12 protein-coding genes and 1 tRNA gene are annotated in these 15,622 nt (G+C 72.1%); 3 read left to right on the plus strand and 10 right to left on the minus strand.

From position 1 onward, the window contains the following. Positions 1–122 precede the first annotated feature (122 nt). Complete coding sequence (locus ABH929_RS08475; RefSeq protein WP_404560869.1) at positions 123–731, plus strand: TetR/AcrR family transcriptional regulator; 609 nt, start codon at positions 123–125, stop codon at positions 729–731. Between the two features lie 131 nt (positions 732–862). Here ABH929_RS08475 and ABH929_RS08480 read toward each other — a convergent pair whose 3' ends face one another. The 5 genes from ABH929_RS08480 to ABH929_RS08500 all read right to left on the minus strand — a co-directional run bounded on the left by ABH929_RS08480 (position 863) and on the right by ABH929_RS08500 (position 7,931). Next, complete coding sequence (locus tag ABH929_RS08480) at positions 863–3,208, minus strand: transglutaminaseTgpA domain-containing protein (protein WP_404560870.1); 2,346 nt, start codon at positions 3,206–3,208, stop codon at positions 863–865. Then, entirely contained in the window at positions 3,205–4,536 is a 1,332-nt protein-coding gene (locus ABH929_RS08485; RefSeq protein ID WP_404560871.1) for a DUF58 domain-containing protein, read from the minus strand. Before ABH929_RS08485 ends, ABH929_RS08480 begins: the two co-directional genes overlap by 4 nt. Further along, positions 4,536–5,528, minus strand: coding sequence for an AAA family ATPase (locus ABH929_RS08490; protein WP_404560872.1), 993 nt, complete (start codon positions 5,526–5,528; stop codon positions 4,536–4,538). The genes ABH929_RS08485 and ABH929_RS08490 overlap by 1 nt, the downstream gene beginning before the upstream one ends. Positions 5,529–5,700: 172 nt before the next feature. Next, positions 5,701–6,705, minus strand: coding sequence for a sugar phosphate isomerase/epimerase family protein (locus ABH929_RS08495; RefSeq protein ID WP_404560873.1), 1,005 nt, complete (start codon positions 6,703–6,705; stop codon positions 5,701–5,703). Then, positions 6,702–7,931 (minus strand): Gfo/Idh/MocA family protein, encoded by a 1,230-nt coding sequence (locus tag ABH929_RS08500; protein ID WP_404560874.1) that lies wholly within the window; start codon positions 7,929–7,931, stop codon positions 6,702–6,704. Before ABH929_RS08500 ends, ABH929_RS08495 begins: the two co-directional genes overlap by 4 nt. Before the next feature lie 98 nt (positions 7,932–8,029). On the opposite strand from ABH929_RS08500, the gene ABH929_RS08505 reads away from it, so the two are divergent. Next, positions 8,030–9,031, plus strand: a complete 1,002-nt coding sequence (locus ABH929_RS08505; RefSeq protein ID WP_404560875.1) for a LacI family DNA-binding transcriptional regulator — start codon at positions 8,030–8,032, stop codon at positions 9,029–9,031. Positions 9,032–9,104: 73 nt separating this feature from the next. Here ABH929_RS08505 and ABH929_RS08510 read toward each other — a convergent pair whose 3' ends face one another. After that, a complete protein-coding gene (locus ABH929_RS08510) occupies positions 9,105–9,554 on the minus strand; it encodes a MarR family winged helix-turn-helix transcriptional regulator (RefSeq protein ID WP_222658407.1) in 450 nt (149 codons plus the stop codon). Between the two features lie 134 nt (positions 9,555–9,688). On the opposite strand from ABH929_RS08510, the gene ABH929_RS08515 reads away from it, so the two are divergent. After that, positions 9,689–10,885: an MFS transporter gene (locus ABH929_RS08515; protein WP_404560876.1), complete on the plus strand. Its 1,197-nt coding sequence runs from the start codon at positions 9,689–9,691 to the stop codon at positions 10,883–10,885. Between the two features lie 55 nt (positions 10,886–10,940). Here the strand turns inward: ABH929_RS08515 and ABH929_RS08520 are convergent. The 4 genes from ABH929_RS08520 to ABH929_RS08535 all read right to left on the minus strand — a co-directional run bounded on the left by ABH929_RS08520 (position 10,941) and on the right by ABH929_RS08535 (position 15,246). Beyond that, positions 10,941–11,029: transfer RNA gene (locus tag ABH929_RS08520), tRNA-Ser, on the minus strand. Positions 11,030–11,434: 405 nt separating this feature from the next. Then, positions 11,435–12,769, minus strand: a complete 1,335-nt coding sequence (locus ABH929_RS08525; protein ID WP_263090023.1) for an LCP family protein — start codon at positions 12,767–12,769, stop codon at positions 11,435–11,437. Between the two features lie 171 nt (positions 12,770–12,940). Continuing rightward, positions 12,941–13,621, minus strand: coding sequence for a GntR family transcriptional regulator (locus ABH929_RS08530; RefSeq protein WP_404560877.1), 681 nt, complete (start codon positions 13,619–13,621; stop codon positions 12,941–12,943). Between the two features lie 170 nt (positions 13,622–13,791). Next, positions 13,792–15,246: an MFS transporter gene (locus ABH929_RS08535; protein WP_404560878.1), complete on the minus strand. Its 1,455-nt coding sequence runs from the start codon at positions 15,244–15,246 to the stop codon at positions 13,792–13,794. Positions 15,247–15,622 lie beyond the last annotated feature (376 nt).

Raw genomic sequence — 15,622 nt, forward strand, 5'->3', positions numbered from 1 at the left:
GCAGACGTGGTGATGGGGGCTTCGCTGATGCCGCGCGTGATCAGACGCGCGGCGCGGCAGGTCTCCCACCCCCAGCTCGCCCGCCCGGGTTCCAGCCCCGGTGCCCCGCCCCAGCAGGAACGATGAACGACGACGTCTCCGACTCCCCCACACCGAGGACCCCACGGGCCGAGGTCCGAGAACGTCTGCTCACCGCCGGTGCCGCCGTCTTCGCCGAACAGGGCGTGCACGGAGCGCGTCTCGACGACGTCGCCGCACGCGCCGGGTTCAGCAAGGGCGCGGTCTACTCGAACTTCTCGTCGAAGGAGGACCTGCTCGCGCAGGTCATGCAGCGCGGCACGAACCTGGTGCTCGGGTCGCTGCAGGAGCTCATCCGTGCCGACATCGCCACGGCGGACATCGCGGACGTCGTGCGAGCGGCCTTCGGACGGCACGACCAGCGCGCACAGTTCGCCCTGCTGTCGGAGTTCCGCGCCTACGCGATCCGGCACACCGACCTGCTGCCCGAGTTCGTGCGGCAGCGACGGGTGCTGCAGGACGGTGTGCACGAACTGGTGCGACTGTGGTTCGGGGCGCACCCGGAGGTCGACGCCGGCATGCCGCTCGACGTGTTCGCCACGGCGCTCGTCGCCGCCAACGTCGGGGTCGTGTTCGACGCGCCCGCGCTGCCGGGTGTCGACCCGGGCGAGGTCATCGCCGCCCTGGTCGAGGCGGTCGTCCGCCGCCGCTGACCCGGCGGCGGCGGCGCCCGGCGCGGCGGCGTGGTGCGGCGGCGCGGCGGCGCGGTGCGGCGTTGACCACTCGGTGCGAGCTTGTTGCGCCGCACGGAGTGGTCAACCTCGCACCAGCCGGGACCCCGCCGTCAGGCGGGGCGACGGGAACGCCGACGCCCCTCGTGCGACCACGCGGACGACGGCAGCAGGCTCGGCGGCAGCAGGCGCGACCGCAGCACCCGTCCACCGGAGATCGAGGCGTCGAGGGCCTCCCGCGCCTGCTGCACGTGCCGCACGAGGGCATCGCCGTCGACCGCTGCGACCCCGCCGGCCGCGAACCGTTCACGGTCGACGGCATCGACCACGGCGTCGAGGTGCGGGAGCGCTGAGGCCGGCAGCACCGGACGGAGTCGTCCGAGGACGGCACGGGCGGTCCGGGCCGCAGCCGCTGCGTCGCCGGGCGGCGCCAGTCCTGGCGCGTAGCCGTGGTCGGCGACGTCGTCGAGGGCCTCACGCCAGGCGTTCACCGCCGGTGAGCGACCAGCGGCGACGGCCGACAACCGCGAGCGCCGTCGGAGCACTCGGACGAGTCCGGGGGCGATGAGCAACGCGAGGACGAGCGCTGCGCCGAACAGCAGGCCAGCCGGACCGCCGCCGCCCGAGGCACCGGCCGAACCGGGCTCCGCCGACGCCGAGGGGGTCGGCGTCGCCGAGGACTCGGCGGGGGCGGACTGCTCGGGCGCGGGCAGCGGGGACTCGGGCGTCGCCGCGGTCGGGGTCTCCGTGGGTTCGGTCGAGGGCTGCGCTGCCGCGTCGGAGTCCGGCGTGGGCTCGAACGCGACCCAGCCGGCCCCCTGGATGTACAGCTCGGGCCAGGAGTGCAGCTGCCGGTTCGACACCGCGTACTCGCCGTCGGGCTGCGCCGCCCCCGCCCGGTACCCCACCGCGATGCGGGACGGGATGCCGAGCGTCCGGGCCATCACGGCCATCGCCGACGAGAAGTGCACGCAGTAGCCCTCGCGCACCTGCAGGAAGGTCGAGACGACGTCCATGCTGTCGCCGTCGTAGCCCTGCTCGACGGGGGCCGTCTCGGAGTAGGTGAAAAGGTCGCTGCGGAACCACTGCTCCAGGGCGCGGGCCTGGGCGTAGTCGTCGGACGCGGCCCCGGCCACCCGCTCAGCGGTCGACGAGATGTTCGCGGGCAGGTTCTTCGGCAGCGTCAGGTCGGTCTGCAGCTGGTCGCCGCTCGGCTCGCGGAACCCCCGGCCGTCGGCACGGGACAGGACACCCGAGGCCGCGACGGCGTCGAGGTACGCGTTCGCGAAGGTCGAGGCGCCGTAAACCTCGTACGTCGCACCGCGCGGCGTGGCCGGACCGGTCGACCGCACGGTGCTCGAGGAGCCCATCCAGCGCCACTGCGACAGGTCGAGGTTGGTGGAACGCGAATCGATCGACACCGCCCCGGACGGCACCGGCAGGTACGTGCTCGACAGACCCGTGATCCGGACGGTGACGTCGCCGCGGGTCGCCAGGCGGGGGTTCACTCCCTCGGCCCACTGCTGCTGGTCGGCGGTGTCGGCCTCGGCGGCGTTCGTCACCGTCGGCACCCAGTCCCCGGTGCCGAACTCGTCCAGGTCGGCGAGCTTGAGGTACTCGGGCTGGCCGTCGGACGACCGGTAGCGGAGCACCTCGAGCTCGCTCGGCTGCCGCAGGTCGTTGCCGAGCTCGAGCAGGGTGCCGGGTCGCCCGGGCTGGATCGGCGACTGGATGGCCCCGGTGACGCCGGACAGCCAGCTCGCGTTGAGCGGCACGATCGCGGGCAGACCGATCGCGACGATGAGCCCGATCGCACCGACGACCGCGGCCGGGACCGCTCGCTGCACGGGTCGGACCGACAGCCACAGCAAGGCGAGGAAGGCGACGGACGTGGTGATCACGAGCGCGGTGCCCGCCGGCTGTCCGGTGATGATCCCCGGGACGATGAGGATGACGAGTGCGGGCGCGGCGGCGAGCGACGGGATCCGGGCGATCGCGGCGAGGAACAACGAGACCCCCGCCACCCAGGCGATCGACACGGTCACGACCAGCCGGATCGCGTCCGTCTGCGGCAGCGGTGCGGGGTTCAGGCGGATGGCGGCGAGCGTCTCGCCCAGCGCCCCGTCGGCGTCGAGCCAGCCGAGGGGTTGCACGTCGTTGACCAGGGCTGCGGCGCACGAGCACAGCACGAGCGTGGCGACGAGCGCCACGAACCGGACCCCGGGGGCCCGGCGACGCACCGCGAGCATGACGGCCACGAGCACCGCGACGACCACGACGCCGGACACCCACCAGGCGGTGCCCTGCACGAGCGGGCGGATCGCGAGCGCGGCGATGAGCACGGGCACCGGGGCGAGCGCGACGACCCAGGTGCTCGGGGTGTCACGGGTGTCGTCGTCGCGGTCCAGGACCTCGCGCACGTCGACGGGCCGACGCGACGGCGCAGCGGTGCCGCTCACCGCGCGGCTCCGGACGCGGTCGCCCCGGCGACGGGCACCACCAGGGTGCGCCAACCGCCGCGGTCGAGGATCCCCCGCACGACGGGGTCCGGCGGCACGATCGTCGCCATGATCCCTCGGCTCGATCCGCTCGTCGCCGTCACGAGTTCGGCCGCCTGCTCGGCGGTGCAGTTGCCGGTGACCACCGCGGTCATGCCGTGCACGTCCCGTCCACGCACCTCGGGCAGGACCTCGGTGACCGGACGGGCGTCGCTGCGGAGCCGGACGTCAGCGAGTCCGACGAGCACGTCGGTGAGTCCGCCGACGTCACCGGTGTGCCGGGTGCTGCCCGACGGTCCGTCGCTCACGAGCACGACGCGCGAGGTCCGGGCGGCGAGGGCGCGGGCGACACTGGCGGCGACGACGACCGCGTGCTCGAAGGCCTGGTCACCGCCCAGGTCGGACAGCTCCGCCAGGTCCTCGCGCCCGAGGCCCTGGTAGGACTCGCGCCGGACGTCGAGCGCGATGACGGCCTCGGGTGGTTGCGCCTGCGTGGTCTGCCGGACGTGCAGTTCGCCGCGGCGAGCACTCTGCGCCCAGTGCACCCGACGGATCGGGTCGCCGGGACGGTACGGCCGGAGTTCGCTGTCGTCGGCGGATCCGCCCTGCCCGACCCGTCCTTCGTCGGCGGAGACGGCCCCGGCGAGGGCGCCGGTGTCGATCGCGGCGAGCGGTGCACTCGCGGGGACGACGACGACCTCTTCTGCGGGCACCACCGGCCGGTCGATGCGGAGCAGGCCGAAGGGGTCCTCGACCCGGATCGTGACGGGTCCGACCGGCGTGCGGCCGCGGTGCATCGCGAGCGCCTCGACGTCGAGCACGGCTGGCGGGACCCCCGGGCCGACGAGCGCGTAGGTCTCCGCCTCGGACGCACTGGCGAAGGCGTCCTCGAGCTGTTCCCGGACGAGCAGGGTCGACCGCGGGCCGATCGGCAGAGTCGTGCTGCCGAGGGTGATCCGCTCGCGGTAGGCCTCGCCGACCTGCACGATCGCGCGCGCCGTGCTCCGACTGCCCCGGAGCGGCGCGGCGACCACGAACGCCATCACGGTGCCGAGCACGACGAGCACGAGCAGCAGCAGCCCGGCCGAGACGGCGACGCTGGTGGTGCCCACGAGCCCGCCCCCCACCAGCCCGATACCGATCGCGATGACGGTCCAGCCGCGCACGGTCGGACGGGGGAACGGCGTGCGCCGGAGCAGTGACAGCCCACGGCGGCCGAAGCGCCCGAGCGTCGAGCGCGCGGCACCGGTGCGCCGCAGCAGCGACGACGGTGCCGATCGCCCCGGCATCAGGAGCGGACGGGGGTCGCCGTGAACGGCACGGCGGTGTCGGAGACGATGCGGACGACGATCTCGCGCACGGTGTCCTCGCCCGTGCCACCGAGTCCGCGCGCCACCGGCACGAGCCGGTGGGCGAGCACGATCGGCGCCAGCGCGGCGACGTCGTCCGGGGTCACGAACGGCCGGCCGAGCAGCGCCGCGTGCGCACGGGCCGCCTGGGCCAGGTGCAGCGTGGCGCGGGGGCTGGCGCCGAGCACCAGGTCGGGGTGGGTGCGGGTGGAGCGGACGATCGCGATGACGTACGCCTCGACGTCGGGGGCGATGTGGACGTTCGCCACGGCCTCGATGATCCCGCGCAGCGTGATCACGTCGACGATCGGTCGCAGGTGCGACAGCGGGTCGCCGCCGCCGCGGTTCGCGAGCATCTGCCGTTCGGCGTCGACGCTCGGGTACCCCATCGTGATGCGCGCCATGAAGCGGTCACGCTGGGCCTCGGGCAACGGGTACGTGCCCTCCATGTCGATCGGGTTCTGCGTCGCCACGATCATGAAGGGGCGGTCGAGCAGCCGGGTGACGCCGTCGACGGTGACCTGCGACTCGGCCATCGCCTCGAGCAGGGCGGACTGGGTCTTCGGGCTGGTGCGGTTGATCTCGTCGCCGATGACGACGTTCGCGAACACCGGCCCCGGTGAGAACCGGAACGTGCCCGAGGACTGGTCGAAGATGTTCACCCCGGTGACGTCCGACGGCAGCATGTCGGACGTGAACTGGATGCGGTTCACCGAGCCGCCCACCGAGGCGCCGAGCGCCTTCGCCAGGACCGTCTTGCCGACGCCGGGGACGTCCTCGACGAGCAGGTGCCCCTCGGCCAGCATCACGGTGAGCGCGGTGCGGATCGCCTCGGTCTTGCCGTCGATCACCGTCGAGACGGACGCGACGATGGCGTCACCGACCTCTCGGATGCGCTCGAGGGGGAAGGCGGGGTCGGTCGGCTCCGGCACGCAGGGCTCCTCGTCTCGGGACAGGTGTCGTGCATGCTACATCGGTCCGGTGACAGCGCCCGGTGGGCGTGTCACCGATGCGCACTGGACGGGAGGCCCGTGGAGCGTGCGCCGATCGGCGCACGTCCCACGGGCCTCCCGTCCAGATCACGTGGTGCGTCTCAGACGCGACTCACGCGCGCGTCGCGAGCGCCGCGTCGGCTGCGAGCAGGACCTTCGCGGCGACCGCGACCCCTTCTTCGCGACCGAGCTCGGTGTCCTCGTGCTCGATGTTGACCCACATGTCCGGGTCCACCTCGCGCAGGGCATCGAGGAACGCCGACCAGTACGCCTCGTCGTGACCCTTGCCGAGCGCGACGAAGTCCCACGCGGACGGCTTCGGCCACTCGTTGGCCCACTCGTCGCCACCGAGGTTCGTGCGCGGCTCGTCCGGCGACAGCCGACGGAACGAGTTGTCGAGCACCCCGTTGATCGCCGCGTGCGGGTTGATCCGGACGTCCTTCGCCGCGGCGTGGAAGACCAGGTCACCGAGGTCGCGGACGACCGCCACCGGGTCCATCTGCTGCCAGAACAGGTGACTCGCGTCGAGTTCGACGCCGGTGTTCGTCAGCCCACCACGTTCCACGAGCTCGCGGATCGTCGCCGGGTTGAACACCACGTTCTGCGGGTGCAGCTCGAGTGCGACCTTGACCCCGTGCTCCCGCGCCAGGGCGTCGATCTCCTGCCAGAACGGCACCGCGACGCTCCACTGGTACTCGATGACGTCGAGCGCGGCGGAGTTCCAGGCGTTCACGATCCAGTTCGGCCGGGTGCCGCCGGGCTCGCCCGCTGGCAGCCCCGACATCGTGACGACGCGGTCCTGGCCGAGGCGGGCTGCGAGCCGGATGCTGCGGCGGACGTCCTCCGCGTGCTGCGGCCCGATCGCGGGGTCCGGGTGCAGCGGGTTGCCGTTGCAGTTCAGGCCGGCGATGGACACCCCGGTGCCCTCGAACCGGGCGAGGAAGGTGTCACGTGCCCCGTCGTCGTCGAGGATCGCGTCGATGTCCGGCACGTGCACCGGCGGCAGGAACCCGCCGGTGTTCAGCTCGATGCCGGTCAGGCCGTTGCCGGCGATGGCCGTCAGGGCCTCGGCGAGCGGTCGGTCGTGGAAGATCGCGTTGTACAGACCGAGCTTCATGCGTGCGCTCCTTCGGTGGTGCGGACGGTCTCGGTCGGGCGGACGTCCAGCGATGCGCCGCCGGCTGCGGCGGACCGCGCCACCGCGTCGAGGATCTCCATGTTGTGCACGCCGTCGTCGAACGTGGCGTTGGCCGGCAGCGGGTCCGCGACGCCGGCGACCTCGTCGAGGAACGCGCGTGCCTGGTACTCGAACATCTGGTTCTGTCCCCAGCCGACACCGGGCGCGTCCATCGCCATGCCGCCGGCGACGTAGGGGTGGTCCGGGCCGAGGACGACCTGGCGGTACCCACCGAGGCGGGAGCCGTCGGACTGCAGCGCGAGGCCGATCTCCGAGGCGCGCTCCTGGTCCCAGCGCGCTGCGCCGTTCTCGCAGAAGACCTCGATGACCAGGCCGTTCGGGTGCGCCGTGGCGACCCGGGACACCTCGAGCGAGCCCACCACGGAGCCGTCGCCGAAGCGTGCGTTGCAGGTGGCGTAGTCGTCGTTCTCGACGTCGGCGAACTCCCCGGTCAGCGGGACGGTCTGCCCGCGCAAGGCGAACCCGGCGGCGATCGGGCGCTTCGTGATCGCGGTCGTGAACATGCCGCCGTTGACGCTCCGCACCTCGCCGGCCAGGAACTCGGCCACGTACGCCAGGTGCGAGCCGACGTCGGCGAGGGCTCCGGTGCCGGGGGCACCCGCGAAGCGCCACGAGAAGGGCACGTCGGGCGACGAGCCGTAGTCGGTCCAGTAGCGGGCGGAGACGTGCAGGACGCGACCGAGGGTGCCGTCCTCGACGAGCTGCTTGATCGCCGCGAGCCCGGGAGCCCGGCGGTAGGTGAAGCCGACCCGTGCGACGAGCCCGCGGGCGGCGGCCTCCGTCGCGGCCGAGGCCATCGCGCGGGCGTCGTCGAGCGAGTCCGACAGTGGCTTCTCGCACAGGACGTGCTTGCCGGCGGCCAGCAGCCCCTCGACGATCTCGCGGTGCAGCGTGTTCGCGACGACGACGCTCACGACGTCGATGTCGTCGGCCTCGGCGACGGCTCGCCAGTCCGTGTCGTGGCGGGCGTAGCCGAAGCGCTGCGCAGCCTCGGCCGCGAGGGGCTCGTACACGTCGCCGATCGACACGAGCCGCACGGGCGGCAGCGTCGGGGCGAAGAGTGAGGGTGCGTTCCGCCACGCGGCCATGTGGGCCTTGCCCGCCATGCCCGCCCCGATGACGGCGACGCCGATGCTGTCGCTCATGGTTCTCTCCTTCGAGAAGTCCGGTACCGATTCTGGAACGTTCCAGAACATGTCGGTAGACTGTAGCCCGATCACCCCATGTCCTGTCAAGGAGCCGCGTGTCACGACCCCCGACGATCATCGACGTCGCGACCCGTGCCGGCGTCTCGAAGTCACTCGTCTCGATGGTGCTCCGCGACGACCCGGGCGTCTCCGACGCACGTCGCTCGGCCGTGCTCGCCGCAGCCGCCGAGCTCGGCTACCGCCCGAACCGCGCCGCCGCGATCCTCGCCGGCACCCGGACGCGCACCGTCGGGGTCATCGTCGACGACTTCCGCAATCCGTGGTTCGTCCCCCTGCTCGACGGCATCCGCGACGCGCTTGCACCACACGGCCTGCGACTCACCCTCGCGGACACCCGTGCGAACGCCCACCTCGGCTCCTCGCCGTTCGACGACCTGGTCTCACTGCGGGTCGACGGCGTCGTCCTCGCCGCCGAGGGCTTCCCCGACCTCGTCGTGCCGGCCGACACCCCCGTCGTCGTCGCCGGCGCCCGGGCCGACGTGCCCGGCGGGCTCGACGTCGTCGCCTCGGACGAGGCCGCCGGCGGCCGGTTGGCAGCGGATCACCTGATCGGACTCGGTCACCGCCGCATCGCCCACGTCACCGGTTCGGGAGGCCCGGCTGCGGTCCGCCGCGAGGGCACCGTCACGCGGATGGTCGCGTCCGGCATCGCGCCGCTGGTCTACGGCGACGGCCCGACGTCCGAGACGACCGGGTACGAGGGCACCCGCCGTGCTCTGCGGGACCACCCGGACCTGACGGCGGTGTTCGCCGCGAACGACGTCATGGCGATGGGCGCGATCGCCGCTGTCCACGAAGCCGGACTCCGGGTCCCCGAGGACGTCTCGGTGGTCGGCAACGACGAGACCCCGCTCGCCGCCTCACCCCTGCTGCGCCTGACCACGGTCGACCCGCACAACGACGAGGTCGGCCGGCTCGCGGCCGCGCGGTTGATCGACCGCATCGGCTCGCCGGCGCCGGGGTCGGCGGGGCCGTTCCGGACGCTCGTGCCGCCGACGCTCGTCGTGCGGTCGACGACGGGGCCGCCACGGGCCTGAGGCGCGACCACCCGCCGACCCCAGCACGCGAGGCGGCGGCGCTCCGAGCCTCCCGGTCGACGGGTCAGACGGGTCAGACGGTGGCACCCTCGAGCCGGTCGACCGCGACGGCGAGCTCCTCGAGCTCCGGCACCTCGCGCGCTTCGGCGAGCGCCCCTTCGAGCGCCGCGGCGTGGATCGGTGTCGCGCGCTCGAGCAGCACCTGACCCGCGTGGGTGAGCTCCGTGTACATGCCCCGGCGGTCATCGGCGCAGAGGACGCGGGTCAGCAAGGCACGCTCCTCGAGCCGGTTGACCAGGCGGGTGGTCGCACTCGGGCTGAGGGCAGCGGCCCGGGCGAGCTGCTGCATGCGCATGTGGAAGCCGTCCTGTCGGCGCAGCGCGTCGAGGACGGTGAACTCGACGACGGACAGGTCGACGTCCCGCAGCGCGCGCTCGAGCCGCGCCTCGATCAGACCGTGCAGCGCCGCCAGCGTGCGCCAGCCGTGGGCGCGGACGGCGGTGGAGGTGTCGTCGACGGACATCGGGCTCCTTCTGGTGAGTTGCTGGCGCGTGCATTTGCTTGCGCCGATAGTCCGCGTGTGCAACTATCGATATCCCGCGCCTGCAACAACCAGCGTACGCGGCACAGCTGCACCGCACAACGGAAGGAACCCCCATGCCCGCGGGACTCATCGCCCTCGCACTCGGCGGATTCGGCATCGGACTGACCGAGTTCGTCATCACCGGCCTGCTGCCCGAGGTGGCGGCCGACTACGGCGTCACCGAGACCACGGCCGGCTGGCTCGTCACCGGCTACGCACTCGCCGTCATCGTCGGAGCGCTCGGCCTGACCGCCGCCACCACCCGCCTCCCCCGCAAGCCCGTCCTGCTCGGGCTGCTCGTGCTGTTCATCGTCGGCAACACCCTGTCCGCGATCGCGCCGACCTACGAGGTGATGATGTCCGGACGCGTCATCGCCGCCCTGTGCCACGGTGCGTTCTTCGGCATCGGCTCCGTCGTCGCCGCGAACATGGTCGAGCGGTCGAAGCGCGCCTCGGCCGTCGCCCTGATGTTCACGGGGCTCACCGCGTCGAACGTCCTCGGGGTGCCGTTCGGCACGTTCCTCGGGCAGGCGCTCGGCTGGCGCTCGACCTTCTGGGCCATCGTCGCGATCGGGGTCGTCGCCCTGGTCGGTGTGCTCGTGCTCGTGCCCACCGTCCGCGTGACGGAGAGCCCGTCGCTCGCCCGCGAGCTCGGCGCCTTCCGCTCCGGGCAGGTCTGGCTGTCGCTCGGCATGACCGTCCTCGGCTACGGCGGGATGTTCGGGGCGTTCACCTACATCGCGTACACGTTGACCTCGGTGTCCGGCTTCCCGTCCTCGGCGGTGCCGTGGCTGCTCGTGGTGTTCGGCGTCGGGCTGTTCGTCGGGAACTTCGTCGGCGGCAAGCTCGCCGCACGCTCGATCGACCGGACCCTGCTCATCGTGCTCGTCGCCCTCACCGTCGTGCTCGGACTGTTCGCCCTCGTCGCGACGTCACCCGTGCTCACCGTGATCGCACTCGTGCTCATGGGTGCCTTCGGGTTCGCGACCGTGCCGGCCCTGCAGACGCGGGTGATGCAGTACGCGGACCACGCACCGACCCTGGCGAGCGGGGCGAACATCGCCGCGTTCAACCTCGGGAACGCGCTCGGCGCCTGGATCGGTGGGCTGACCATCGCCGCCGGGCTCGGCTACACCTCGCCGATCTGGGCGGGCGCCGGGATCACCCTGGCCGCCGTGGCCCTGACGCTCGTCGCGATGGCTGCGGTGCGGCGTGGGCGTTCGCGCGGCGTCGCGGTGCCGACCACGACGGGGAGCGTCGCCGCCGCCTGACAGCCGCCGAGAACGACGAAACCCCGGTCCGATCGGACCGGGGTTTCGTGGAGTGCGGAGACGGAGGGATTTGAACCCTCGGTCCCCTAAAGGGGACTCCACCTTAGCAGGGTGGTGCACTCGGCCGGACTATGCGACGTCTCCAAGCGCTCTCGCGAGCGCTCCGACCACCATACAGGAGGACCGAGCCACTCTCGACCCGACCGCACCCCGCGCGTGGCACGGTCGCAGAACGCGGGTCCCCCGAAGTGGGGACACCTCGGGGTTGTCTCGACGTACCCCGGTCAATAGCATCGTCGAGACGCGGCGATCACATTCCGGGGCTCGTCCCCGTAGTCGCGACACAGCACCGACGTCGCTCTCCGAGCCGGGCCCGGCGCGCCCGGTTGCCTGGCGCCCGCTCGGGGAGCGGCCCTTCTCCGGCAGTCCGGGTTCCCGAGACCCGGGCCGAACGCCCCGAGACTCGGGCTGGACGACGGAACTCGGGGCGCGGTGCCCGAGAAACGTCGCCTACACCGAGTCTCGGACTCAGAGCCCGAGCCGCCCGCGTCAGTACCCGAAGGCCTTCGAGCAGGTCTCCTGGTCGGCGGACTGGCCCTCGAGCCCGTCGATGGTCTCCGGCGTCGCCGATGCAGTCGGAGCAGCAGCGGGCGCAGTCGGAGCAACTGCGGCAGGCGACGACGGCGCGGCAGTCGCGGGTGCGGACGCCGGAGCCGACGGCGCCGCAGCAGCCGGCGACGAGGCCGCTGCCGACGGCGCCGCGTTCGCCTCGGATCCGATGCCCGTGCTGTCCTCCCCCAACGAGAACGACTGGTCCGCCTTGATCTTCGCGAACAGCTGGTCGGCGAGGTACGTCGTCGGCTGGACCTTGCCCTCGTAGACCCCGGTGCCGCCGGTCGTGCCCGGGTACTGCACGAAGTTCACCTGCGACAGCGGGAGGTCCTGCAACGCCCGACCCATCTGCACCATCGTCCCGATGTCGTTCAGGCTCTCGGACAGCTGCATGTTCGACGCCGCGGCGCGGGCCAGCTTGTACAGGGTGGTCGGCGAGGTGAGGGTGTCGTTCGACTTCACGGTCCGGAGCAGCGACGACAGGAACACCTGCTGGCTCGAGATCCGGCCGAGGTCGGAACCGTCACCGACGCCGTGCCGGGTCCGGAGGAACGCGAGGGCTTCGTCGCCCTGCAGGGTCGAGGTGCCGGCGGGCAGGTCGAGCCCGGTGTACGGGTCCTGGATCGGCTGCGCCACGCAGACCGGCACGCCACCGATCGCGTTCGACATCTCGATGACGCCGTTGAACGAGACCGCGGCCGAGTACTGGATGTCCAGGCCGGTGAGCCCCTGCACGGTCTGGGTCACGCAGTTCAGCCCGCCGTCGCTGAACGAGGTGTTGATCGGCTGCGCGGCCATGGCCGGTGCGGTGCCGGAGCCGTCGGTCTTCTTGCACGCGGGGATCGGAGTGACGAGGTCGCGGGGGATGCTCACCGCGGTCGCGTTGGTGTGGTCGGCCGAGACGTGGAGCAGGATGTTGACGTCGTTGAGGGTGGCGTCGCGCTCCCCGAACTCCGCGGACTGGTCCGGGTCGTTGTCCGTCCCGACGACGAGCATGTTGAAGCCGCCCGCGTACGCGCTGAGTGACGGGGCCTTCGTGCCGTTCGACTGCGGCGCCGCCTGGCCCTCGATCTGCACACCGTCGCCGAGGTCGTCCGTCACCTGTTTCGCGGCGATGGCTGCCACCGAAGCGGTGCTGACGAGCGCGACCGCGGCCACACTCGCGACCAGCGCAGCGACGGTCCGGAAGGGTGCGGACCGACGGAGACGTCCGTGCCGTGCGATCCCGTCGGCCCGGTTGAGACGGTGGGATCGATCGCGGACGTCGTTCACGGGCTCTCCTGTCGTCGGTGGACGCGCCGGGGACGGCAGCCGGTCAAGGCTGCCACGGAGACGCCTGGCGATCCAGTGCGAACGACGTCGGAGCGGACGCACCGATCCGCCGTCGACCCCCGGATCCGCGGGGCTCGATGCGGACCTGTGCGAACGCGCAGCCGAGGGGATTCAGGATGCCACGGCCACCCGGAACCGATCCGGCAGGGCGATGAGCGCCGTGGCGAGCTCGAGCAACGCTGCCGCGCAGTCGTCGGCCGCGTCGCGCTCCGCTGCCCGCGCGGCCTGGTCGACGAGTTCGAGCCGTCGCGCCCGGTCGACCACGGCGTCGATCCCGTTGGCCAGGGCGACGTCGTCGGTGAAGAACATGTCGAGCACGGTGCGCTGCGACAGCATCCAGTCGGCGCTGACCGAGGCGCCACTTCGGCGGAGGAACCACGCGACGAGCTCGACGAAGGCCCCGGCTTCGGTCCAGCACTCGCGGAGCCAGGCCGGGTCGAAGCGGTCGTCGTGGCCCGTGCCGCTCACCGGCGGGTCGACCACCAGGGCCCGGGCGATGCGCACGCGCTCGGTCATCTGCCCGACGGTCCACCGCGTGATCACCACGCCGACGTACCGCTGCACGGTGACGAGCTGGTGCGACTCGAGCGCGACGAGGGCTTCGCGCACCGGCGTGCGGGAGACCCGCATGTCCTCGGCGATGGTGTCGAGGCGCAGGCGCTGCCCGCGGCGGTACTCGCCGCGCAGCACGTTCTCGAGCAAGCGGAGGAAGACCGCGTCGCGCAGCAGACTGCGCCGGAGGCCGTGGGGATCGCGGTCGCCCCGGCCGACGCGCATCGGTGACTGCTCCATCGCGCCAGCCTCACGCACGGTGGTCGCCCTGGGCGACCGCACCGGCACCGTCGTGGATCGTCGTGGTGGGTGTCGCGCTGTGGAGGAGTGCCATGCCAGCACGGTGACACCCCGACGGCGGCCGTGCTAAACACTCTGAATACAGAATGTTGCATGACCACCCTCGGCGGTCAGCGCCGCTGCTGCTCCGCGTCCCCGGTCAGGACGGACAGGGGTTGCGTGACGTCCTCGAGCCCCTTCCGCGCCGCATCGACCCCGAAGACCAGGGCTATCACCCCACCGCCGATCATCACCGCTGAGCCGAGCAAGTACCCCCAGAAGAGCGGTTCACGCGACGACCCGTCCCCGATGAAGGCACCGTAGATCAGCGGCGCGACCGCACCGAAGATCTGCGCGAGGGCGAAGAAGTACGAGATGGCCTGCGACCGCAGCTCGAGGGGGAAGATCTCGCTGACCGTCAGGTACGCACTCGAGGCACCGGCGGAGGCGAAGAAGAACGACACGCACCAGAAGGCCACCTGCACCGTCGCCGAGATCGCGTCGGCACGGAACAGGAACGCCGAGGTGGCCAGGACGAGCCCGGACACCAGGTACGTCAGGAAGATCATCTGCCGGCGGCCCCACGTGTCGAAGAACCGACCGAGGATGATCGGTCCGAGCAGGTTGCCGATCGCGAACGGGAAGAAGTAGATCGACGTCTGCGCGGTCTTCAGGCCGAAGAAGTTCGTCAGGACGAGCGCGTAGGTGAAGAAGATCGCGTTGTAGAGGAACGCCTGCGTGATCATCATCGATGCCCCGACCAGGGTGCGCGTCGGGTACTGCTTGAGCAGCACGCGCGCGATGGTCAGGAACCCGACACGGTCGGTCGGCGTGACGGTCATGGCCTTCGACTCGTCGACGTCCGGCAGCCGCTTGCCGGTGGACTTCTCGACCGCCTCCTCGATCTGGGTGACGGTCGCTTCGGCCTCTTCCTCGCGCCCGTGGGTCATGAGCCATCGTGGACTCTCGGGGATGTGCCGCCGCAGGAAGATGATCGCGATGCCGAGCACCGGGCCGAGGAAGAAGCCGATGCGCCAGCCGATGCTCTCCGAGAAGTTGGCCGTGTCGAGCAGGTAGATGTTCGCGAAGGCACCGAGCGCGGCGCCGCCCCAGTAGGTGCCGTTGATCGCGATGTCGACGTGGCCGCGGTACTTCGCCGGGATCAGTTCGTCGATCGCGGAGTTGATCGCCGCGTACTCGCCGCCGATGCCGAGGCCCGCGACGAACCGGAACGCGGCGAGGAACCAGAAGTCCTGGGCGAGACCGGCGATGCCCGATCCGATCAGGTAGATGGCGAGCGTCAGGATGAAGAGCTTGCGCCGCCCGAGCCGGTCGGACATGCGCCCGAACACCAGCGCGCCGACCACCTGGCCGACCAGGTAGATGGTGCCGAGGGAGGTCACCTGTTGCGTCGAGAGGTTCAGGTCGGCCTGGAAGCCCGCGTTGGAGACGATCTGGATCTCCAGCCCGTCCAGGATCCAGGAGACCCCGAGTCCGACGACGACACTCCAGTGGAACCGTGTCCACGGCAGTCTGTCCATCCTGGCGGGGACCAGGCTCTTGATCGCCCCGTTCGTGCTGCTCACGAGAGGGGAACGTACGCCGAGATCGGCGAGGTGGTTCACATTCGGTACGACAGGGCCGGCTCGGAGCCGGATCCCCCTATCGAATCCGGCTCCGATGCCGGAGTCTCAATCATTGCGGTTGCTATGGAAACCCACAAGCGGACGGGAGGCGGGGGGGCCCCGGGGGCCCCCCCCCCCCCCCCCCACCCCCCCCCCCCCCCAACCCCCCCCCCCCCCCCCCCCCCCCCCCGCCCCCCCCCCCCCCCCCCCCGCCCCCGCCCCCCCCCCCCCCCCCCCCCCCCCCCCCCACCCCCACCCCCCCCCCCCCCGCCCCCCCCCCCGGCCAGCGCCATCACGGCGCCGGCCACGCGTGGGAGTCGGCGCGCACGTGCGACGG

Origin of the sequence: Curtobacterium sp. AB7 (genome assembly GCF_044909335.1) — a bacterium.
Classification (GTDB): domain Bacteria; phylum Actinomycetota; class Actinomycetes; order Actinomycetales; family Microbacteriaceae; genus Curtobacterium.

Excerpts from the sequence above, each read along its gene's own strand:
- ABH929_RS08475 (WP_404560869.1), top strand. The coding sequence starts at position 123 with ATGAACGACGACGTCTCCGACTCCCCCACACCGAGGACCCCACGGGCC.
- ABH929_RS08485 (WP_404560871.1), bottom strand. The coding sequence starts at position 4,536 with ATGCCGGGGCGATCGGCACCGTCGTCGCTGCTGCGGCGCACCGGTGCC.
- ABH929_RS08495 (WP_404560873.1), bottom strand. The coding sequence starts at position 6,705 with ATGAAGCTCGGTCTGTACAACGCGATCTTCCACGACCGACCGCTCGCC.
- ABH929_RS08500 (WP_404560874.1), bottom strand. The coding sequence starts at position 7,931 with ATGAGCGACAGCATCGGCGTCGCCGTCATCGGGGCGGGCATGGCGGGC.
- ABH929_RS08510 (WP_222658407.1), bottom strand. The coding sequence starts at position 9,554 with ATGTCCGTCGACGACACCTCCACCGCCGTCCGCGCCCACGGCTGGCGC.
- ABH929_RS08515 (WP_404560876.1), top strand. The coding sequence starts at position 9,689 with ATGCCCGCGGGACTCATCGCCCTCGCACTCGGCGGATTCGGCATCGGA.
- ABH929_RS08530 (WP_404560877.1), bottom strand. The coding sequence starts at position 13,621 with ATGGAGCAGTCACCGATGCGCGTCGGCCGGGGCGACCGCGATCCCCAC.